Below are 19,727 nucleotides of genomic sequence, written 5' to 3'. Positions count from 1 at the left end.
GTTATTTCTGCGACTCTACTACCGCTTTGCCTTTCGGCATGCTGGCTTGCAGCTCAGTTTCATTCTTCTTTTTATACTGTTGGGCGATAAACGAGCAGACCATCAGCTGTATCTGATGAAACACCATCAGCGGTAGAACAATAATCCCCACGGCGGCGGCGGGAAACAGGATGTTAGCCATCGGCACGCCATTCGCCAGGCTCTTTTTCGAGCCGCAGAACAGAATAGTGATTTCATCCGCCCGCTTAAAGCCGAACAGTCGCGCCGCCAGCACATTAATCACCAACACAATTGCCAACAGCAGTACACTTCCCGCCAGAATCCACAGCAGGGTAATGACGCCTACCCGATGCCAGATACCGTTAACTACCGCTTCACTAAAGGCGGAATAGACCACCAGCAGGATAGACGTTTGATCGGTTTTGCCAATCAGGCTGCGATGGCGCTCAACCCAGCCGCCAATCCAGCGGCGCGACAGGTGCCCCAGCACAAACGGCACCAGCAGTTGCAACATAATGCGCCCAATCTGCTCCAGGCCGTTGCCTGGCATCTCGCTATGAATATTCATCACCAGATTGACCAGCAGCGGCGAGATGAATACGCCGAGCAGGCTGGAAGCAGAGGCGCTACAGACCGCCGCTGCAACGTTACCGCCTGCCATGGAAGTAAAAGCGATAGCGGACTGGACCGTGGCTGGCAGAATGCACAGGTAAACGAAGCCGGTGTAAATTTCATCGCTCAGGTTCACCGGATGCCACCATACCAGCAGCAGCCCGAGGATGGGGAACAGCACAAAGGTACTGAACAGAATCCACAGATGCAGCCGCCAGTGGCTACTGCCGGCAATGATTTTTTCACGCGACAGTTTGGCACCGTGCATAAAGAACAGCAGCGCAATCGCGGCGGTGGTAAGCCATTCAAAAAAAGGAACAAAGCCGCCTTTTGCCGGTAAAAAGGTCGCCAGCAGCACCACGATCAGCAATTTGACCATCATCGGGTCGAGACGCAGAATTCGCATTGTTAAAACCAGGTTAAAATTCGATGGCCTATTGTGCGTCAGACGGGTTTAGAAATAAAATTGATTTATTGCATCCATTGATGAATAAAAAAGATGAATTATACGCTCCGACAGCTACGGGTGTTTGTGGCCGTGGCGCAGCACGGCAGCTTCAGCCAGGCAGGGCAGGTGATTGGTCTTAGCCAGTCGGCGGTCAGCCATAGCATTAAAGAGCTGGAGGCGGAAATGGGCATCCGTTTGCTGGATCGCACTACGCGCGAGGTCATTCTGACCGGCGCCGGGCAGCAGCTGGCCAATCGGCTTGAACGTCTGCTGGAAGAGTTGAATACCACGCTACTGGATGCGCGCAGCTTTGGACAGCAGCGCAGCGGCACGGTACGGGTAGCAGCCAGCCAGACTATTTCCGCCCATCTGATGCCGCAGTGCCTGGCGGCCAGCCAGCTACATTATCCTGAAATTAAAGTGATGCTGCGCGATCGGCCGCAGCAATGGGTGCTGCAAAGCGTACGCGATGCTGAAGTGGATTTCGGCATTGTGGTCGGGCCGCTGGCCGCTGGCGAATTCGCCTCGCAGCCGATTCTTGATGAGCCGTTCCTGCTATTGTGCCGTCAGGATGATAAGCTGGCACAGGTTGAAGATCTGCACTGGCGGATGCTAAGCGGACGCACCATGGTGCTGCAGGATTATGCTTCCGGCAGCCGGGTATTAATCGATGAGGCGCTCAAACAACAGCAGGTCGAGGCGGAAATTGTGCAGGAGATCGGCCATCCCACTACGCTTTATCCGATGGTTGAAGCCGGGATAGGCATCAGTATTCTGCCTGCGCTGGCGTTGCCGTTGCCCGCCGGGCGGCCATTAATGGTACGGCGGCTGTTGCCGGAAATTAATCGGACGCTGATGCTGATTCGGCGCAAAAATCGCTCTCTGACGCCCGCCGCCGAGGTGATCTGGCAGGAGGTGCGTCAGCAGGCAACGCTGCTGACGCAACAGCGGCAAATAATGCCCGCTTTTTAGATATAAACGTTGATCTGATTTTCCGCAGTAGGGCGATTTACGCCATCAGCGATTTTTGCGCTGCCGCTGCTGCCTTCTTTCGCTTCCTGCTTTTTCGTCGCTTCTTCAGCCTGTTGGCGCTGTAACTGCGCCAGCTGCGCCTGCAGCAGTTTGATTTGCGCCTGGATCTGCTCCTGCTGTTTCTGTTTCTCTTCGGCGGTGCCGCTGGTGTTGCTGATATCCTTCAGCTGTGTTTGCAGTTTGTTAATCTGGTTGGTAATACGCGAAATCTGCGAAGAAACATCGCTACCGCTACTGCTGCCGTTGCTGCTACTGCTTTGTCCTACGCTGGGGGTGGTGGTAGTGATTGCCGTCATGATTATCTCCTTGGTTATAGACCAATACGTTTATCGGTTATCAGGAGATGAGACTTCAGGGTGCGAAGCGTAAAAAAAGCGCTAAGAAAGTGAAAAGAAAGGGCGGGGTTCTCATCCTGCCATCTTTATATAGCAAAAAGGCGCCTTTAGGGCGCCTCTCTACACTGGTGGGTCGTGCAGGATAACTCGGCTTCGCCTCGCCCTTCGGGCCGTTGCCGCCGGCAACGTTGTCTCGCTTCGCTCGGCCCGAACCTGCTGCAGGTTCTCATCCTGCCGTTTTTACATAGCAAAAAGGCGCCTTTAGGGCGCCTTTCTACACTGGTGGGTCGTGCAGGATTCGAACCTGCGACCAATTGATTAAAAGTCAACTGCTCTACCAACTGAGCTAACGACCCGATGGTGGGTGATGACGGGCTCGAACCGCCGACCCCCTCCTTGTAAGGGAGGTGCTCTACCAACTGAGCTAATCACCCATTTCGGTGCGACAAACTATAAAAGATGGTGGGTGATGACGGGTTCGAACCGCCGACCCCCTCCTTGTAAGGGAGGTGCTCTACCAACTGAGCTAATCACCCATCTTTTATCTTCTGTCTTACACTGCGGGCCATCTTAGAGATGGTGGGTGATGACGGGCTCGAACCGCCGACCCCCTCCTTGTAAGGGAGATGCTCTACCAACTGAGCTAATCACCCCCGCTGTGTGGAGTCGCATTATAGGGAGAGTTGGAAATGAGTCAACGCTTTTTAAAACGAAAATGTTTGTTCGTCTTAAAATTAGGCAGTGTGTCGCGCTTTTAGCCGAAATCAAGACCTTGATGCATGAAAATTCAGCAGCATGCCGCATCAACGCCGGGTTTGCCGTTGAGGAATCAAGGGTAGATGTTAGAATATGCGCACTGAAACAATGCATGAAAATCATCTTTTCTGTCATTCCGCAGAAAATCTGCGCACTAAGGCAAGCTCAATGAAAATCAAAACCCGTTTCGCGCCCAGTCCGACCGGCTATCTACATGTTGGCGGCGCACGTACCGCGCTTTATTCCTGGCTGTTTGCTCGTAACCACGGCGGTGAATTTGTCCTGCGCATTGAAGATACCGATCTGGAGCGTTCCACTCAGCAGGCCATCGACGCCATTATGGATGGCATGAACTGGCTGAATCTGGACTGGGATGAGGGCCCTTATTATCAGACCAAGCGTTTCGATCGCTACAATGCGGTGATTGACGAGATGCTGGAAGCGGGTACCGCCTATAAATGCTACTGCTCGAAAGAACGTTTGGAGCAGCTGCGCGAAACGCAAATGGCGAACGGCGAAAAGCCGCGCTATGACGGTCGCTGCCGTGACAGCCATGAACATCATGCTGATAATGAACCGCACGTGGTGCGCTTCCGCAACCCACAGGAAGGCTCCGTGGTGTTCGACGATCAGATCCGTGGCCCGATCGAATTCAGTAACCAGGAGCTGGACGATCTGATTATTCGTCGCACCGACGGTTCACCGACCTATAACTTCTGTGTGGTGATCGATGACTGGGATATGGGGATCACCCACGTTATCCGTGGCGAAGACCATATCAATAACACGCCGCGCCAGATTAACATCCTACAGGCGATTGGCGCGCAGGTGCCGGTTTATGCGCACGTCTCTATGATCCTCGGCGACGACGGCAAAAAGCTCTCTAAGCGCCACGGCGCAGTAGGTGTGATGCAATATCGTGACGACGGCTATCTGCCGGAAGCGCTGCTTAACTACCTGGTGCGTCTGGGCTGGTCCCATGGCGATCAGGAGATTTTCTCTATTGAAGAGATGAAGCAGCTTTTTTCTTTAGATGCGGTCAGCAAATCTGCCAGCGCGTTCAACACCGAGAAACTACAGTGGCTGAACCATCACTACATTAATAGCCTGCCTGCGGAATATGTCGCTACGCATCTGCAATGGCACATCGAGCAGGCGCAAATTGATACCCGTACCGGGCCTGAACTGGCGCAGCTGGTAAAATTGCTTGGCGAGCGCTGTAAGACGCTGAAAGAGATGGCTGCCAGCTGCCGCTATTTCTATGAAGATTTCGACGCCTTTGATGCGGATGCGGCGAAAAAACATCTGCGTCCGGTTGCGCGTCAGCCGCTGGAAGTGGTGCGCGATAAACTGGCGGCGATTAGCGACTGGACGGCGGAAAACGTTCACCACGCTATTCAGGCGACGGCGGACGAGCTGGAAGTAGGCATGGGTAAAGTAGGCATGCCGCTGCGCGTGGCGGTAACCGGTGCAGGGCAATCCCCGGCGCTGGACGTAACGGTGCAGGCGATTGGCCGCTCTCGTGCAGTGGCGCGTATCGAAAAGGCGCTGGCCTTTATTAGCGAGCGTGAAGCTCAGGGCTAACGCTTTTTGCGCGACGCATAAAAAAACCGGAAGCAAGCTTCCGGTTTTTTTTATTTGCTCTCAATATCCAGCCGCTGAAGCAGTCCTTTAACGCCTTCACGCAGCAGCAATTTCTGCAGCTTTTCCTGTTCTTGCGGCGTCATTTGCTGGACAAAAGTATTCAGTAAGGCGGACAGCGTATTGGTTTTCGCCAGATAGATACCGGCCGGTTCCGCCGCATGGCGCGTGTCATCTAAAAAAGCCGCCACCCGTTCGTCGATTTTCACCACGCGCGCTTTACCGCCCTGTACGCCGGGCTTGGGTTTCGTTATCCAGTGCTCGCGCTTAATCCATTTATTGATTGTCTGACGCGTATAGCCTGTCCGTTGGGCAAGCTCATCCGGCGTTAACCATTCCTCTTTCACGTTTCAGTCCCTGTAAACTTAAGCAACAGGCAAATATATTACATGAAAAAGTCAGGCGATTAACTAACGAGGATCACTAACAGGAAAGGTGATGCCCTCTGCCCGCAGGCAGAGGACAAACAGTATTAGCGTGAAGCAGATGCACTTTCTACCGCAGGACGGAAAGCAAGGAAGTAGGCGAGGGCGACGAAAACCGCACCGCCAACGCCATTGCCAAGAAACACGGCGATAAAATTCGGCAGATACTCAGCCCAGCTAAGCTGGCCGGCAAAGATTGCTGCCGGAACGATAAACATATTGGCAACCACGTGTTGAAAACCGATAGCCACGAAAGCCATCACCGGGAACCAGGCGCCAAAAATCTTACCCACCATATCTTTGCTGGCGAAGGCCAGCCAGACGGCAAGGCAGACCAGCCAGTTACAGCCGATGCCGGAGATAAAGGCATGCATAAAGTCGGCATTGACTTTAGCCGTCGCGATCGCCACGGTTTTAGTCAGGTAATCGCCTTCGGTCATACCAAGCAGATGACCAAAAAACCAGGCGACGGCCACGCTGCCGATAAAGTTAGCAATGGTGATCCAGAACCAGTTACGCAGTACGCTGAAGCCGCTTACCTGACGGGCAAACCAGGCGATAGGCATGGTCATCATATTGCCGGTCAACAGCTCGCCGCCGGCCAGAATGGTCAGGATCAGGCCAACCGGGAAAACGGCAGCGCCAAGAAAACCGCCAAAAGAACCCCAGTCCGCCGGCAGTTTATTAATGACATGCAGATCAAGCAGAAAACCGGTCGCAATAAATGCGCCAGCCATAAAGCCAAGAATTAACAGGGACGAAACAGACAGACGACTTTTCGCCACGCCAGCCTGGATAGCAATGGCAGCGATTTCTTTAGGTGAATGCAAGGACATAGTAGCTCTGGTGTTAGTCAAAGGGTAACGATGGTTTTCGCTTCTCGTCGGCGGCAGGACGCAGCCAGAGCGGATTCGATCAACCAGTAGATTAATTAGCGTGCGAAGTTTTGCATAGCAAATTAACAATAACAAGCATCATTTTATAAAGAAGTTAACTCTATATTAACAACGAGGCGAGTATCTGCAGGGCCAGCCAGTAATAAATCTTTTCCCAACGGCAACCGGCGCGATAGCCAGCAGACAGAAGCGCATTTTAAGGAGGATTATCCGGTAGTCGGGCCCTTTGGCGCAGAAGGTGTTAAATGTTGTTTGGCGTCTTTTTCAGCGATCAAACACAGATTTTCAATTTGCCGTTGACACCCTGGAGGCGGTTTCATATCATGCGCTTCGTCAACACGACACGATTATCCGGTATGGGGCTATAGCTCAGCTGGGAGAGCGCTTGCATGGCATGCAAGAGGTCAGCGGTTCGATCCCGCTTAGCTCCACCAAATCTTATCCCAACAGGTTTGGTAACGGTAATCATCTGATGTGGGGGTATAGCTCAGCTGGGAGAGCGCTTGCATGGCATGCAAGAGGTCAGCGGTTCGATCCCGCTTATCTCCACCATTTTCCTTTCGATTTCTTGTTTTCGCCGTTATTCTTATCCGCTTATCCGCTTATCCGCTTATCCGCTTATCCGCTTATCCGCTTATCCGCTTATCCGCTTATCCGCTTATCCGCTTATCCGCTTATCCGCTTATCCGCTTATCCGCTTATCTGTTTTACGCCCGTCGAAGCCTGATTATACGCCTTAACCGCGCGCATAAAAAAACCGGGCCAGGCCCGGTTTTTTTCAATGCTGATGCGATCAGGATAGCACCAGACCGGCGATAGAAGCAGAAAGCACGCTAACCAGCGTAGAGCCGTACAGCAGCTTCAGGCCGAAGCGGGAAACCACATTACCCTGTTCTTCATGCAAACCTTTAATCGCACCGGCCACGATGCCGATAGAAGAGAAGTTGGCAAAAGAGACCAGGAACACCGACAGGATGCCTTCGCCACGCGGAGAGAGCTGGCCAGCGATTTTCTGCAGATCCATCATGGCTACGAATTCATTGGAAACCAGCTTGGTGGCCATAATACTGCCCACCTGCAGCGCTTCGCTGGCAGGAACGCCCATCACCCAGGCGAAGGGGAAGAAGACGTAGCCCAGCACGCCCTGGAAGCTAATGCCAAAAATGGCATCAAACAGCGCATTAATGCCGGAAATGATAGCGATAAAGCCGATAAGCATCGCCGCCACGATAATCGCCACGCGGAAACCAGCCAGGATATATTCGCCCAGCATCTCAAAGAAGCTTTGCCCTTTATGTAGATCGCTCAGCTGCAAATCTTCTTCGCTGTCGACACGGTAGGGGTTAATCAACGAGAGCACGATAAAGGTACTGAACATGTTCAGCACCAGCGCGGCTACCACATATTGTGGCTGCAGCATGGTCATATAGGCCCCCACGATAGACATGGAGACGGTAGACATCGCGGTGGCGGCCATGGTGTACATGCGGCGCTGCGACATCTGACCCAGGATATCCTTATACGCGATAAAGTTTTCTGACTGTCCCAAAATCAGTGAGCTGACCGCGTTAAAGGATTCCAGCTTACCCATGCCGTTAACTTTCGACAGTACCGTACCGATAGCGCGAATAACGATAGGCAGAATGCGGAAGTGCTGCAAGATACCAATCAGGGCGGAGATAAAGACGATCGGACAGAGAACATTCAGGAAGAAGAACGCCAGACCTTTTTCATTCATACCGCCGAATACGAAGTTGGTCCCTTCAGCAGCGTATTTCAGCAGATAATCAAACAGGCCGGCAAAGCCTTTTACGAATCCCAGGCCAGCTTCGGAGTTAAGGAAGAACCACGCAAGCAGTACCTCAATGACTAATAGCTGTATAATAAAACGGACGCGGATATTTTTACGATCGCGGCTTACCAGCAAGGCCAGTAACGCAACCACCACCAGCGCCAGAACAAAATGCAAAATGCGGGACATGTATGCTCCAAATTTGAGGCAGATTATATTTCGCTGCGTATTCTATGTAACACCGGGCGTAAAAACGAGATCAACTCCACAATATAACAATTGCCTATCGTAACGCGCATCAGAAAAGTCATCCCGATCACAACTGTAACACCGATTAAAAAAACCACATGCGCATTGTTAACATTTGCGGGATGGCCTACATTTAGTGGGTTGATGCGCGGTAAACAGTCGGCTATTGTGAATACAAATATAGCCTTTGCTATACTTTATAGCGCGAGCTATCACAGCGATAACGATAATCATATTTTACCTTGGCTTATGTCCCTTTAATCTGTAAGGGTGACACAACTTTTAGACAGGATAATGACTATGTTAGAAAGCCGCACCGCGGAACGAGCAGCACGCGGAGCCCGTAAGATAAAGCTGGCGTTGCTGGGGCCGGCCTTTATCGCGGCAATTGGTTATATCGATCCTGGTAACTTTGCCACCAATATTCAGGCGGGCGCCTCTTACGGTTATAAACTGCTGTGGGTGGTGGTATGGGCCAATATTATGGCGACGATTATTCAGTTGATGTCCGCCAAACTGGGGATCGCCACCGGCAAAAACCTCGCTGAACATATCCGCGATCGCTTTCCGCGTCCGGCGGTGTGGTTTTACTGGGTGCAGGCGGAGATTATCGCTATGGCGACCGATCTGGCGGAATTTATCGGCGCCGCGCTCGGCTTTAAGATGCTGCTGGGCATCTCGCTGTTACAGGGCGCGGTACTCACCGGCGTGGCTACCTTTTTGATTCTGATGCTGCAAAGCCGGGGTCAAAAACCACTGGAGCTGGTTATCGGCGGGCTGCTGCTGTTTGTCGCTGCGGCCTATATCGTTGAGCTGTTCTTCTCCCAGCCGCAAATGAGCGAACTGGTACGCGGCATGGCGTTGCCCTCGCTGCCGACGGCTGACGCGGTATTTCTGGCGGCGGGCGTGCTGGGCGCGACTATCATGCCGCACGTGATTTATCTGCACTCATCCCTGACGCAGAATGGCGGACGCGGCAGTTCGCGCAGCGAGCGTTACTCTTCCACCAAGCTGGATGTGGCAATTGCCATGACCATTGCCGGTTTTGTTAATCTGGCGATGATGGCGACGGCAGCGGCGGCCTTCCATTTCAATGGGAATACCGGCGTGGCGGATCTTGATCAGGCTTACCTGACGCTGAAACCCTTGCTTAGCGATGCCGCCGCGTTAGTCTTTGGTCTGAGTCTGGTAGCGGCGGGCCTCTCTTCTACGGTAGTCGGCACGCTGGCGGGGCAGGTGGTGATGCAGGGGTTTATTCACTTTCATATCCCGCTCTGGCTGCGCCGGACCATCACTATGCTGCCCTCTTTTATTGTGATCATGGCGGGCTGGGATCCCACGCGCATTCTGGTCATGAGTCAGGTACTGTTGAGCTTCGGTATTGCGCTGGCGCTAATACCGCTGCTGGTCTTTACTGGCAAGCAGGAGCTGATGGGAGATATGACCAACTCACGCGTGATGCAATTCGTCGGCTGGGTGATTGTGGCGCTGGTCGTCACGCTGAATATCTATCTGCTGGTTGGTGAAGCGCTGGGTCTGGGATAAAAAAAGCGCCGTGAGGACGGCGCTTTTTTTCAGGATCGGGCAGCGATTTTATCAGGCAATGCCGCCCGTAACAGAGCGGCGGTGATTAGTCGCGATGATGTTTCTCCCACTGGCGATGCTCATGTTCGCGGTGCTTTTCCCATTTACGATGCTCGCGTTCACGCTGTTTTTCCCACTTGCGATGTTCACGCTCACGGGCGCGCTCATGATGCCGCCATTCACGCTCACGCTGCCATTCATGGCGTTGCCACTGCTGGCGTTCCCAGTCGCGGTGGCGTCGCCACTGCTCATGACGCCACCAGCGGCCCTGTTGCCATTCATAGCGATCGTGCCACCAGCGCCCGTCGCGCCAGCGTCCGCCATCCCAGTATTGACCGTGGCGATCGCGATCGCCCAGTTGTAACGTCACGCCCGGAGCCAGAGTAATCGTGGCGCCATCGGCTTGTGCTGTGTGTATAGCGAAAGGGGACAAGCTTGCCAGCAAAGCGGCAAAAATAATGGCACGTTTCATATTTCTCCTTATCAGCGCGCAAACAGCAGCACTGTGGCGCCAGCATATAAAGAAAGCTCAGGCATAACATCGGCGGGTTTCTGAAAAAGTTAAGGATAATCTGGATTGGGAGTTTTCTGGCTGCGCGGCGACAGCCAGAGAAAAGATTAACGCAGTACGCTTTCGATTTCCTGCAATTCTTCCGCGCTCAGCGGATTTTGCTGCAACATCTGTACCGCATCGTCGATCTGACTGGTTTTACTGGCACCAATCAGCACGCTGGTCATGGCAGGCTGACGCAGCACCCAGGCCAGCGCCATCTGCGCCAGTTTCTGTCCACGTCGTTGCGCGATAGCATTAAGCTGTTGCACCTTCGCCATTTTATCCGCCGTTAGCTGTTCGGCATTCAGGAAACGGCTACCGCTGGCGGCGCGGGAATCTTCCGGAACGCCATGCAGATAGCGATCGGTCAGCACGCCGCCAGCCAGCGGCGAAAAAGCGATACAGCCTACGCCGTCGCGCTGCAGCACATCTAACAGGCCTTCCTCCGGCTTTCGCTCAAACAGTGAATATTTTGGCTGATGAATCAGACAGGGGGTGCCCAGCTCGCGCAATATGTTAATCGCCTCCGCTGCCCGATCGGCGGGATAGTTAGAGATAGCGGCATACAGCGCTTTGCCCTGACGCACTACCTGATCCAGCGCCATCATGGTCTCTTCCAGCGGCGTTTCCGGGTCGGGGCGGTGATGATAAAAAATATCGACATACTCCAGCCCCATGCGCTTCAGGCTCTGATCGAGACTGGAGATCAGGTATTTACGCGAACCCCAGTCGCCGTATGGCCCATCCCACATGGTATAGCCCGCTTTGGTCGAGATAATCAGTTCGTCGCGCCAGGCGCGAAAATCTTCCCGTAGAATCCGGCCAAAGTTTTCCTCTGCCGATCCCGGCGGCGGGCCGTAATTATTGGCAAGGTCGAAGTGAGTAATGCCCGCATCGAAGGCGTGACGCAGTAGCGCGCGGCTGTTATCAACGCGCGTGCTGTCGCCAAAGTTATGCCACAGGCCAAGAGAGATGGCGGGCAGCTTAAGGCCGCTGCGGCCGGAACGGCGATATTCCATCTGCTGATAACGCTCAGCGGCGGGTTGATAGTGCATGGCGATTTCCTGAAGAAAGAAGCGGTTAAGCAGTGAGCTTATCAGTGTATGCGTTTACACCAAGGAAAAGCCGCGGAACAGATCGCAATTACCGAAAAATGCTCAGGCGTAACGCGCGCTTGCCACGCGACGACGGAAGATAACAATATCGTATGTCGACGCGACGGCAGAATAATCGATACTGAAATGACCTGATGACGCAAGGAGTCTGCTATGTCTGGCTTAACGGTAAGTGATTATCTGCTACAGCGACTGAATGAAATCGGTATCGATCACCTGTTCGGCGTGCCGGGGGATTTTAACCTCGGGTTTCTCGATCGGGTTATCGCCCATCCGCGGCTGGCATGGGTAGGCTGCGCCAATGAGTTGAACGCCGCTTACGCCGCTGATGGTTACGCGCGCAGTGGCCGGCCCGCCGCGCTGTTGACCACATTCGGCGTTGGCGAGCTGAGCGCGATTAACGGCATTGCGGGCAGCTACGCGGAGTACCTGCCGGTGATCCATATTGTCGGCGCGCCCTCTTTAGCGGCGCAGCAGCGCGGCGATCTGATTCATCATTCGCTGGGCGACGGTGACTTTGGCCACTTTTTACGTATGCAGCGTGAGGTGACGGTCGCCCAGGCGACGCTTACCGCCGAAAACGCCTGCGCAGAAATCGATCGCGTTATCCGTGAAGCGCTGACGCAGCGGCGGCCGGGTTATTTACTGCTGCCGGTGGATGTCGCCAGCGTGCCAGCCTGCGCCCCGACGCAGCCGTTAACGGTCCAGATGTTGCCTGATGCTCAGGCGCTTGAGGATTTTCGCCGCGCGGCGGACGCGCTGCTGGCAGGCGCGCGCAGCGTATCGCTGCTGGCCGATTTCCTCGCCGACCGCTTTGGCGTACAGCAGCAGTTGGCGCACTGGCTGGAGGCGGTTCCGCTGCCGCATGCCACGCTGCTAATGGGAAAAGGCGTACTGGATGAACAGCGTCCCGGTTTTGCCGGCACCTATGCCGGAGAAGGCTGCGCCGTTGAAACGCGGCGGGTGATTGAGCAGGCGGACGTGATCCTCACTATCGGCGTACGCTTCACCGATACCATTACGGTCGGCTTTACTCAGCAAATCGAGGCGGCAAAAACCATCGACGTGCAGCCGTTTAGCGTCACGGTCGCTGGAAAACGATTCGACTCCCTACCGATGGCGACGGTAATAGCGGAGCTGCAACAGCTGTGCCAGCGTTATGCCGCCCACTGGACGCTGAACCATTGTCAGCCCGCGCCGCTGGCAACGTGTGACCAACCCGGCCTGACACAAAACGCTTTCTGGCAGGCGCTACAGGCGTTTTTGCAACCGGGCGATCTGATTGTTGCGGAACAGGGCACCGCCGCGTTTGGCGCTGCGGCGCTGCGTTTGCCCTCCGGCGCAATGCTGGTGGTGCAGCCGTTATGGGGATCTATCGGCTATACTTTGCCGGCGGCCTTCGGCGCCCAGACCGCAGAGCCTGAACGGCGAGTCATTCTGCTGATTGGCGATGGTTCTGCGCAGTTAACGGTGCAGGAGCTAAGCTCGATGATGCGCGATAATCTGAAGCCGTTGATTTTTATTTTAAATAATGACGGCTATACCGTAGAACGCGCGATTAACGGCGCCGATCAGCGTTATAACGATATTGCCGCCTGGAACTGGACGCAAATACCGCAGGCGCTGAGCACCGCGTGTCCGGCGCAAAGCTGGCGCGTGCTGGAGACGGTGCAGCTGACGGAAGTCATGAAGCTGATTGCCGATGCGCGTCGCCTTTCACTGGTTGAAGTGATGTTGCCGCGTCTGGATATGCCGCCTTTGCTGCAGCAGGTTTCCGCCTCGCTGCATCAGCGTAATTCAGGATAAAGATTTCAGAAAGATGGTGCTGTTCAGCAACAACTTTCACGGTTAAGGTAACGGGCAATTTGGCAAAGCGCTTTCGTTTTGATGAGCGTTGTTGTTTTACCGGGGGAAATTTATAGTGTCCCGTAGTGAATTGACATAAGCGGAGCAGCAGAATAATGACTAAATACGCTTTGGTGGGTGACGTTGGCGGTACCAACGCGCGCCTGGCGCTGTGTGAAGTAGAAACCGGCCTGATTTCTCAGGTTACGACATATTCCACCTCAGAGCATCACAGCCTGGAAGAGGTGATCCGTCTGTTTCTCGAAGAGCAGGGGCAGGATATTAAAGATGGCTGTATCGCCATCGCCTGTCCGATCACCGAAGACTGGGTCGAAATGACCAACCACGACTGGGCGTTCTCTACCAAAGCGCTGAAGGCCAGCCTGGCGTTTGACCACCTGGAAATCATTAACGACTTTACCGCCGTTTCCATGGCCATTCCGATGCTGACGGAAAATGATGTGATTCAGTTTGGCGGCGACTCAGCGGTGAAAGACAAGCCGATTGCCGTTTATGGCGCGGGAACCGGCCTGGGCGTAGCGCATTTGGTTCATGTCGATCGCCGCTGGGTCAGCCTGCCGGGCGAGGGCGGACATGTCGATTTCGCGCCGAACAGCGTTGAGGAAGATTTGATCCTGCGCGTACTGCGTGAAGAGCTGGGTCACGTTTCAGCAGAGCGCGTTTTGTCAGGTGCCGGGCTGGTGAATCTGTATCGCGCTATTGTTAAATCCGACAAGCGCGAGCCGGAAAACCTGAAGCCCAAAGACGTTTCTGAACGTGCGCTGGCCGATAGCTGCATCGACTGCCGCCGCGCGCTGTCGCTATTCTGCGTGATTATGGGGCGCTTCGGCGGTAACCTGGCATTGACGTTAGGCACCTTCGGCGGCGTTTATATCGCCGGCGGTATCGTGCCGCGCTTCCTGGAGTTCTTTAAAGCCTCTGGCTTCCGCGCCGCGTTTGAAGATAAAGGCCGCTTCCGTGACTACGTACACAATATCCCGGTCTATATGATCAAGCACGATCAGCCAGGGCTGCTGGGCGCGGGCGCGCATCTGCGCCAGACGCTGGGACGCGTGCTGTAACCCCTCAGAGAGGCGTTTAGCCTGCGCATGCGCGGGCTAAACGTATCCCGCCTTGTGCTGAAGCCGCTTGCTTAACGCACGTTACAAACGCATCAGTTGGCGAAACGCTTTAACTTTACTGCGGCTAACCGGCACCTGAAAATCCAGGTCGCGCAGCCGTAAAAGATAGGTGTTATTAAACCAGGGTTCGATTTCGCGGATCTTGTTCAGGTTTACGCAGTAAGAGCGATGGCAGCGGAAAAACTGGCTTTCCGGTAGTCGGCTACAAAACTCGCTAATCGCCACCGACATGACATACTCCTCGCGTCGCGTATAGACGAAAGTCAGCTTTTCGTGCGCTTCCAGATAGTAGATCTCATTGATATCCGTCACGATAATCCGTTCATCCCGGATCAGATTAACGGTTTGCGCCACCGGCCGCGGCGAAGATTCCGGCGCGGCGGAGTGATGCTGTTGCTGCCAGTGCGCTTCCAGCTTATGTAGCATACTGACGATGCGCGACTCGTGATAGGGCTTAAGGATGTAGTCAAAAGCTTCCAGCTCAAATGCCTGCACCGCATGTTCTTTCCAGGCGGTAATAAAAACGATTTGCGGCTTATGGGCAAACTTGCTGATGTTTTGCGCCAGCAGAACGCCATCCAGCGACGGAATATTAATATCCAAAAAGATCACGTCCACGTCGTTGTGCTGCAAAAACTTCAACACGTCGAGACCGTCATCAAAGCAGGCGACAATATCGATGCTACTGTGCTGCTTAATCATCCAGCTCAGCTCCTGCTGCGCCAAAAACTCATCTTCCACAATGATGGCTTTCACTTGTACTTCTCCTTCAGGCCGTCAGCGATAGCGTTTTTTCCGGCAGCTTTTCACCATTTTTACTGATGAAAAAGACGATTTCGGTGCCCGGGTGCAGCTGCGTAATCTGTAGCCCGCCGCCGTACAGCAGCTTAACGCGGTGATGCACGTTTAGCAGGCCAATCTTATTGCCGGGCATTTCGTTGCGCTGTACGCGTGCGATAACCTCATCGCTAATGCCGTTTCCGGTATCACGCACTGCAATACGTACCCGATCGCCGAGATCCTCCACCGACAGCGTCACCACCCCTTTACCGCGACAGGGCTGAATACCGTGCACGATAGCGTTTTCCACCAACGGCTGGATCAGCAGGCTGGGCAAGGTACAGTTTATCTCTTCGTCGATGTGATAAATCATTGTCAGCTTATCGCCAAAGCGCGCCTGTTCAATGGCGATATAATCTTTAACCTGATAAAGCTCTTTTTTAATGTCGATCGGCTCATCGTCATTCAGCTCAAGGTTATAACGCAAATAGCGTGACAGATTAATAATCAGCTGACGGGCGGTATCGGGATTGAGGCGAATCGAGGAGGAGATAGCGTTCAGCGCGTTAAACAGAAAATGCGGGTTAATCTTGCTTTGCAGCGCGCGCAGTTCCGCCTTATTCGCCATTTCACGCAGTTGTTCGGTACGCGACACCTCCAGTTGGGTAGAGATAATTTGCGACAGCCCGACCGCCATCTCTTTCAGCGACCAGGTAATGCGGTGCGCATGGCGATAATAGATTTTTAGCGTGCCGGTCACTTCGCCTTTTTCCCACAGCGGAATGACAATCATGGAATGGATATCGCGTGTGCGATAGGCCTCATCGTTGTTTTTAATAATGATTTTACCATAATTGATCGCCTGCCGCGTGGTAGGGCTGAGGCTATCGTCGCCCTGACGATAGTGCTGCTCGCCGTAGCCGACATAGGCCAGTATCTGGTGCTTATTGGTCATCGCCACCGCATCGGCATTAATATCGTTGCGAATGATTTCACACACCTGGCGCAGCGAGTCGCTGTTAACCTGGCGGAACAGCGGTAGCGTCTTGTTTGCGATGTCCAGCGCCAGCTTGGCATGACGCGCGGCAACCGCCTCTTTTTCCCCCTCTACGCTTTGCACCAGCAGGACAATCAGGCCGATGCTGACGGCGCCGAGGATCATCGGAATCGCTATTTCAGAGACGATCTCCAGACCCAGCGCCGGCGGCCTTGCCCAGAGAATAATCAACAGCATGGTCAGGGATTCACACAGCATCCCGCCGAGTATGCCAAGCCGCCAGCGCTGCGCCTTTGGCACCTTCAGGTTAATCCAACCGGAGACCGCCCCAGCGATGATGCTGGTGATCAAACAGGGCACCGAAGAGACGCCGTGTATATCGATTAAAAAACGATGCAGCCCGGCGATAACCCCGGTGATAATGCCCACCCACGGGCCAAACAGAATGCCGCCAGACATCACGGCAATGGTGCGCACATTCAGCAGCGAGCCTTCGACATTCACCGCCGACCAGGTGCTGAACAGGGCAAACAGCGAGAAAATCGCGGTCACCGCCAGTAATTCCTGACGAGAGTGCTCATCTTTCTGCAACAGCTGGCGAAAATGACGCGTACGCGTCAAAAAGAACAGGCAAATCAGCATTAAAGCGGCGCGATCGAACACCGCCAGCAGCATATCGAATATGGATTGCACAGGCATCTCGTGGCGTAATGAAGAGGTAACATCATAAAAAATGTGGCCATACGGCGCCACGATCTTCGCATTTTTCCGCCGCGCCCTCGATAAAAAGTTTATTTTTTCTTCCCTGTCGACAAGGCGAGTGTCGCCAGGCTATGTTCATTATTCGACCAAATCAGTGGTCAGCGTCGCTCGGACGGTCCGGGCGCTTACGTACTCACAGAGGATGCTATGGCTGATAACAGCTCGTCTCGTCGTTTCTCGCGTATTGAACGTCTTCCCCCCTACGTTTTTAACATTACCGCTGAGCTGAAAATGGCTGCGCGTCGACGCGGCGAAGATATTATCGATTTCAGCATGGGTAATCCGGACGGCGCGACGCCGCCGCATATCGTCGAAAAGCTCTGTCAGGTTGCGCAGCGTGACGATACCCACGGCTACTCCACTTCACGTGGCATTCCGCGTCTGCGCCGGGCAATCTCGCGTTGGTACGCCGACCGTTACGATGTCGAAATCGATCCTGAATCAGAAGCGATTGTTACCATCGGCTCGAAAGAGGGGCTGGCGCATCTGATGCTGGCGACGCTCGATCATGGTGATACCGTCCTGGTGCCGAACCCCAGTTATCCTATCCATATTTACGGCGCGGTGATCGCCGGCGCGCAGGTACGTTCGGTGCCGCTGGTAGCGGGCGTAGACTTTTTTAACGAGCTGGAAAGGGCGATTCGCGAGAGTTATCCCAAGCCGAAAATGATGATCCTCGGCTTTCCTTCTAATCCGACCGCTCAGTGCGTCGAGCTGGATTTCTTTGAGCGGGTGATTGCGCTGGCGAAGCAGTACAACGTGCTGGTGGTTCACGATCTGGCCTACGCCGACATTGTTTATGATGGCTGGAAAGCGCCCTCTATTATGCAGGTGCCGGGCGCGCGCGACGTAGCGGTTGAGTTTTTTACGCTATCGAAGAGCTACAATATGGCAGGCTGGCGCATCGGCTTTATGGTCGGTAATCAAGAGCTGGTGGCCGCGCTGGCGCGCATTAAAAGCTACCACGATTACGGCACCTTTACCCCGCTGCAGGTGGCGGCTATCGCCGCGCTGGAAGGCGATCAACAGTGCGTGCGCGATATCGCCCAGCAGTATAAACGCCGCCGCGACGTGCTGGTAAAAGGGCTACATGAGGCGGGCTGGATGGTGGAAATACCGAAAGCCTCAATGTACGTCTGGGCAAAAATCCCCGATCGCTACGCAGAGCTGGGATCGCTGGAGTTTGCCAAACGGCTGCTGCAGGAGGCAAAAGTTTGCGTCTCGCCGGGCGTCGGCTTTGGCGACTATGGCGATACCCACGTGCGCTTTGCGCTAATTGAGAATTGCGATCGTATTCGCCAGGCGGTGCGGGGGATTAAAGCGATGTTTCGTGCCGATGGTATTCTGCCGGTCAACGGCAAAAGCAGCGAAGCGGTGGAAACAGAGCAGAAAAGCGATATTTAGCCAGCCAAATACATTGGGCGACGCATGGCGTCGCCCCTATTTCGCACGCTTACAGCATTAGCATAAAGGTGCCAACCCAGACTAACAGGAAAAAAGAGATTCCCATCAACGCGTATTTCACCTGACAACTCCTCTGAGCGGTTATGTCGGTGGCGATCCCCGGCCTGCATAACGCGAACAGAATAAGAACAAGGCATACTTTTTTTAGTGCGACGCCTGTGCTCCGGTGAGTCCTGAATAACTCAGAACGGGATCGCGCGCTAATTTACGCGGATTCGATCACAAAATAAATAGGCATGCTCCGAGCCGCAGCCCGAAGACAGCGGCCATTACTTCACTTTAATCTCCGGAATGACTGACATGCCCACGCGCAGATGCGCCAGATTCGGCTGATCGGCATCCAGCACGATTTTGACCGGCAAACGCTGTACCACCTTGGTAAAATTACCCGTGGCGTTATCCGCGGCAATCGCGGAAAAGGTTGCGCCGGTAGCGGGGGCTATGCTGTCAACGCGACCGCGAAAATGCTGGCCGGGCAGCGCATCAACGGTAATCTCTACCGCCTGGCCGGGCTGAACCTTATCCAACTGGGTTTCCAGATAGTTGGCGACAATATAGCTTTGCTCCAGCGGCACCAGCGCCAGCAGGCGGCTGCCGGCAGAGACATACGCGCCCTGGCGCAGCGCGCGCTGACCTACCATCCCGCTTACCGGCGCCACAATGCGCGTATAAGAAAGATTCAGCTGCGCCTGATCGACCGCCGCCTGCGCTGCGGCGATATCTGCTTCAGCCTGTTTCTGGCTGGCCAGTAAAATAGCGGTCTCTTTTTCCGCTGCCAGCACCGCGGCGCGGTTTTGCTCAACCTGCGCTGCGGCGGAACGCATAGTGGAGCTGGCCTTTTGCTGTTCGTCGGCGGTGGCGGTGCCGCTTTGCAACAGACGGCGATAGCGTTCGGCATTTTGCCCGGCATAGCTTAATGTCGCCTGGCTGGCGTTAACCGCTGCTTTATGTTGCGCAATTACCGCCTGCTGCTGCTCACGCTGGGCGATAATGCTGGCAAGCTTCGCTTCGCTTAATTGCAGGTTCGCTCTGGCGCTCTCCAGGGCCACGCGGTAGTCGCGGTCATCCAGCGTAGCGAGCAGTTCGCCCGCTTTTACCTGCTGGTTATCACGCACCTTCACCTGGCTGATGTAGCCTGAGATTTTCGGCGCAACCAGCGTATAGTCCGCGGTGACCCAGGCGTCATCGGTGCGATAGTCGGCCCGCGTCATGCTGGACCAGATAAAGAAGGCGATAGCCAGTAAGGCAATCAACAGCACCGCCAGCAGGCCGGTGCGTTTAGCAGGAGTTAAAGACATC

17 protein-coding genes, 6 tRNA genes and 1 other RNA gene are annotated in these 19,727 nt (G+C 54.4%); 8 read left to right on the top strand and 16 right to left on the bottom strand.

The genetic code is table 11. The features are described 5' to 3' along the window. Position 1: 1 nt before the first annotated feature. Entirely contained in the window at positions 2 to 1,018 is a 1,017-nt protein-coding gene (locus tag K6958_RS14505) for a bile acid:sodium symporter family protein (RefSeq protein WP_249891792.1), read from the bottom strand. Between the two features lie 93 nt (positions 1,019 to 1,111). Here K6958_RS14505 and K6958_RS14500 point away from each other — a divergent pair, with 93 nt between their 5' ends. Further along, positions 1,112 to 2,032 (top strand): LysR family transcriptional regulator, encoded by a 921-nt coding sequence (locus tag K6958_RS14500; RefSeq protein ID WP_249891791.1) that lies wholly within the window; start codon positions 1,112 to 1,114, stop codon positions 2,030 to 2,032. Here the strand turns inward: K6958_RS14500 and K6958_RS14495 are convergent. The 6 genes from K6958_RS14495 to K6958_RS14470 form a co-directional block, all read right to left on the bottom strand. After that, the gene (locus tag K6958_RS14495; RefSeq protein ID WP_249891790.1) at positions 2,029 to 2,388 is read right to left on the bottom strand and encodes a FlxA-like family protein; all 360 of its coding nucleotides are present in this window, start codon (positions 2,386 to 2,388) and stop codon (positions 2,029 to 2,031) included. The two genes, K6958_RS14500 and K6958_RS14495, sit on opposite strands and share 4 nt — an antisense overlap. 165 nt (positions 2,389 to 2,553) lie before the next feature. Then, a non-coding RNA gene (locus tag K6958_RS14490) (RtT sRNA) lies at positions 2,554 to 2,678 on the bottom strand. Between the two features lie 29 nt (positions 2,679 to 2,707). Next, positions 2,708 to 2,783, bottom strand: a tRNA-Lys gene (locus K6958_RS14485). Between the two features lie 2 nt (positions 2,784 to 2,785). Then, a tRNA-Val gene (locus K6958_RS14480) sits at positions 2,786 to 2,861 on the bottom strand. 26 nt (positions 2,862 to 2,887) lie between these two features. Then, a tRNA-Val gene (locus K6958_RS14475) sits at positions 2,888 to 2,963 on the bottom strand. A 41-nt stretch (positions 2,964 to 3,004) separates the two neighbouring features. After that, positions 3,005 to 3,080: transfer RNA gene (locus K6958_RS14470), tRNA-Val, on the bottom strand. A 271-nt stretch (positions 3,081 to 3,351) separates the two neighbouring features. Between K6958_RS14470 and gltX the strand changes: the two genes are divergently transcribed. Then, positions 3,352 to 4,767, top strand: a complete 1,416-nt coding sequence (gene gltX, locus K6958_RS14465) for a glutamate--tRNA ligase (RefSeq protein WP_249891789.1) — start codon at positions 3,352 to 3,354, stop codon at positions 4,765 to 4,767. A 50-nt stretch (positions 4,768 to 4,817) separates the two neighbouring features. On the opposite strand, the gene K6958_RS14460 is transcribed toward gltX, so the two are convergent. Next, the gene (locus K6958_RS14460) at positions 4,818 to 5,171 is read right to left on the bottom strand and encodes a YfeC-like transcriptional regulator (protein ID WP_249891788.1); all 354 of its coding nucleotides are present in this window, start codon (positions 5,169 to 5,171) and stop codon (positions 4,818 to 4,820) included. 125 nt (positions 5,172 to 5,296) lie between these two features. Then, positions 5,297 to 6,085, bottom strand: coding sequence for a formate/nitrite transporter family protein (locus K6958_RS14455; protein ID WP_249891787.1), 789 nt, complete (start codon positions 6,083 to 6,085; stop codon positions 5,297 to 5,299). A 418-nt stretch (positions 6,086 to 6,503) separates the two neighbouring features. Between K6958_RS14455 and K6958_RS14450 the strand changes: the two genes are divergently transcribed. Both K6958_RS14450 and K6958_RS14445 read left to right on the top strand, forming a co-directional pair. Beyond that, positions 6,504 to 6,579 (top strand) — tRNA-Ala (locus tag K6958_RS14450). Positions 6,580 to 6,621: 42 nt separating this feature from the next. Beyond that, positions 6,622 to 6,697 (top strand) — tRNA-Ala (locus K6958_RS14445). 241 nt (positions 6,698 to 6,938) lie between these two features. On the opposite strand, the gene K6958_RS14440 is transcribed toward K6958_RS14445, so the two are convergent. Next, positions 6,939 to 8,126 (bottom strand): NupC/NupG family nucleoside CNT transporter, encoded by a 1,188-nt coding sequence (locus K6958_RS14440; protein WP_249891786.1) that lies wholly within the window; start codon positions 8,124 to 8,126, stop codon positions 6,939 to 6,941. Positions 8,127 to 8,486: 360 nt separating this feature from the next. Here K6958_RS14440 and K6958_RS14435 point away from each other — a divergent pair, with 360 nt between their 5' ends. Continuing rightward, positions 8,487 to 9,731, top strand: a complete 1,245-nt coding sequence (locus K6958_RS14435) for an Nramp family divalent metal transporter (RefSeq protein ID WP_249891785.1) — start codon at positions 8,487 to 8,489, stop codon at positions 9,729 to 9,731. A gap of 85 nt (positions 9,732 to 9,816) precedes the next feature. On the opposite strand, the gene K6958_RS14430 is transcribed toward K6958_RS14435, so the two are convergent. Together K6958_RS14430 and mgrA are read right to left on the bottom strand one after the other, a co-directional pair. Continuing rightward, positions 9,817 to 10,242 (bottom strand): DUF2502 domain-containing protein, encoded by a 426-nt coding sequence (locus tag K6958_RS14430; RefSeq protein WP_249891784.1) that lies wholly within the window; start codon positions 10,240 to 10,242, stop codon positions 9,817 to 9,819. 146 nt (positions 10,243 to 10,388) lie between these two features. Beyond that, entirely contained in the window at positions 10,389 to 11,378 is a 990-nt protein-coding gene (mgrA, locus tag K6958_RS14425; RefSeq protein WP_249891783.1) for an L-glyceraldehyde 3-phosphate reductase, read from the bottom strand. Positions 11,379 to 11,591: 213 nt separating this feature from the next. On the opposite strand from mgrA, the gene K6958_RS14420 reads away from it, so the two are divergent. After that, the gene (locus K6958_RS14420; protein ID WP_249891782.1) at positions 11,592 to 13,244 is read left to right on the top strand and encodes an alpha-keto acid decarboxylase family protein; all 1,653 of its coding nucleotides are present in this window, start codon (positions 11,592 to 11,594) and stop codon (positions 13,242 to 13,244) included. Positions 13,245 to 13,399: 155 nt separating this feature from the next. Next, positions 13,400 to 14,365 (top strand): glucokinase, encoded by a 966-nt coding sequence (gene glk, locus K6958_RS14415; RefSeq protein ID WP_249891781.1) that lies wholly within the window; start codon positions 13,400 to 13,402, stop codon positions 14,363 to 14,365. A gap of 81 nt (positions 14,366 to 14,446) precedes the next feature. Here the strand turns inward: glk and K6958_RS14410 are convergent, their stop codons facing one another. Next, positions 14,447 to 15,181: a LytR/AlgR family response regulator transcription factor gene (locus K6958_RS14410; RefSeq protein ID WP_249891780.1), complete on the bottom strand. Its 735-nt coding sequence runs from the start codon at positions 15,179 to 15,181 to the stop codon at positions 14,447 to 14,449. A 13-nt stretch (positions 15,182 to 15,194) separates the two neighbouring features. After that, on the bottom strand, positions 15,195 to 16,877 hold the full coding sequence (locus K6958_RS14405) for a sensor histidine kinase (protein ID WP_277614725.1): 1,683 nt from the start codon (positions 16,875 to 16,877) through the stop codon (positions 15,195 to 15,197). A 234-nt stretch (positions 16,878 to 17,111) separates the two neighbouring features. Between K6958_RS14405 and alaC the strand changes: the two genes are divergently transcribed. After that, the gene (gene alaC, locus K6958_RS14400) at positions 17,112 to 18,368 is read left to right on the top strand and encodes an alanine transaminase (RefSeq protein WP_249891778.1); all 1,257 of its coding nucleotides are present in this window, start codon (positions 17,112 to 17,114) and stop codon (positions 18,366 to 18,368) included. Positions 18,369 to 18,417: 49 nt separating this feature from the next. Here the strand turns inward: alaC and ypdK are convergent, their stop codons facing one another. Further along, the gene (gene ypdK / locus K6958_RS14395) at positions 18,418 to 18,489 is read right to left on the bottom strand and encodes a membrane protein YpdK (RefSeq protein WP_103061073.1); all 72 of its coding nucleotides are present in this window, start codon (positions 18,487 to 18,489) and stop codon (positions 18,418 to 18,420) included. A gap of 208 nt (positions 18,490 to 18,697) precedes the next feature. Beyond that, a complete protein-coding gene (locus tag K6958_RS14390) occupies positions 18,698 to 19,726 on the bottom strand; it encodes an HlyD family secretion protein (protein ID WP_249891777.1) in 1,029 nt (342 codons plus the stop codon). Position 19,727 lies beyond the last annotated feature (1 nt).

This window comes from Mixta hanseatica (assembly GCF_023517775.1).
GTDB classification, from domain to species: domain Bacteria; phylum Pseudomonadota; class Gammaproteobacteria; order Enterobacterales; family Enterobacteriaceae; genus Mixta; species Mixta hanseatica.
The sequence above is the reverse complement of the archived record's forward strand: the minus strand, read 5'-3'. Positions and strand labels throughout refer to the sequence as shown.

Bases quoted from the DNA above. Each gene is read 5' to 3' on its own strand.
- mgrA (WP_249891783.1), bottom strand. From the start codon at position 11,378: ATGCACTATCAACCCGCCGCTGAGCGTTATCAGCAGATGGAATATCGC.
- K6958_RS14505 (WP_249891792.1), bottom strand. From the start codon at position 1,018: ATGCGAATTCTGCGTCTCGACCCGATGATGGTCAAATTGCTGATCGTG.
- K6958_RS14405 (WP_277614725.1), bottom strand. From the start codon at position 16,877: ATGCTGCTGGCGGTGTTCGATCGCGCCGCTTTAATGCTGATTTGCCTG.
- glk (WP_249891781.1), top strand. From the start codon at position 13,400: ATGACTAAATACGCTTTGGTGGGTGACGTTGGCGGTACCAACGCGCGC.
- K6958_RS14435 (WP_249891785.1), top strand. From the start codon at position 8,487: ATGTTAGAAAGCCGCACCGCGGAACGAGCAGCACGCGGAGCCCGTAAG.
- K6958_RS14455 (WP_249891787.1), bottom strand. From the start codon at position 6,085: ATGTCCTTGCATTCACCTAAAGAAATCGCTGCCATTGCTATCCAGGCT.
- K6958_RS14390 (WP_249891777.1), bottom strand. From the start codon at position 19,726: ATGTCTTTAACTCCTGCTAAACGCACCGGCCTGCTGGCGGTGCTGTTG.
- K6958_RS14495 (WP_249891790.1), bottom strand. From the start codon at position 2,388: ATGACGGCAATCACTACCACCACCCCCAGCGTAGGACAAAGCAGTAGC.
- K6958_RS14440 (WP_249891786.1), bottom strand. From the start codon at position 8,126: ATGTCCCGCATTTTGCATTTTGTTCTGGCGCTGGTGGTGGTTGCGTTA.
- K6958_RS14430 (WP_249891784.1), bottom strand. From the start codon at position 10,242: ATGAAACGTGCCATTATTTTTGCCGCTTTGCTGGCAAGCTTGTCCCCT.
- alaC (WP_249891778.1), top strand. From the start codon at position 17,112: ATGGCTGATAACAGCTCGTCTCGTCGTTTCTCGCGTATTGAACGTCTT.
- gltX (WP_249891789.1), top strand. From the start codon at position 3,352: ATGAAAATCAAAACCCGTTTCGCGCCCAGTCCGACCGGCTATCTACAT.
- K6958_RS14420 (WP_249891782.1), top strand. From the start codon at position 11,592: ATGTCTGGCTTAACGGTAAGTGATTATCTGCTACAGCGACTGAATGAA.
- K6958_RS14500 (WP_249891791.1), top strand. From the start codon at position 1,112: ATGAATTATACGCTCCGACAGCTACGGGTGTTTGTGGCCGTGGCGCAG.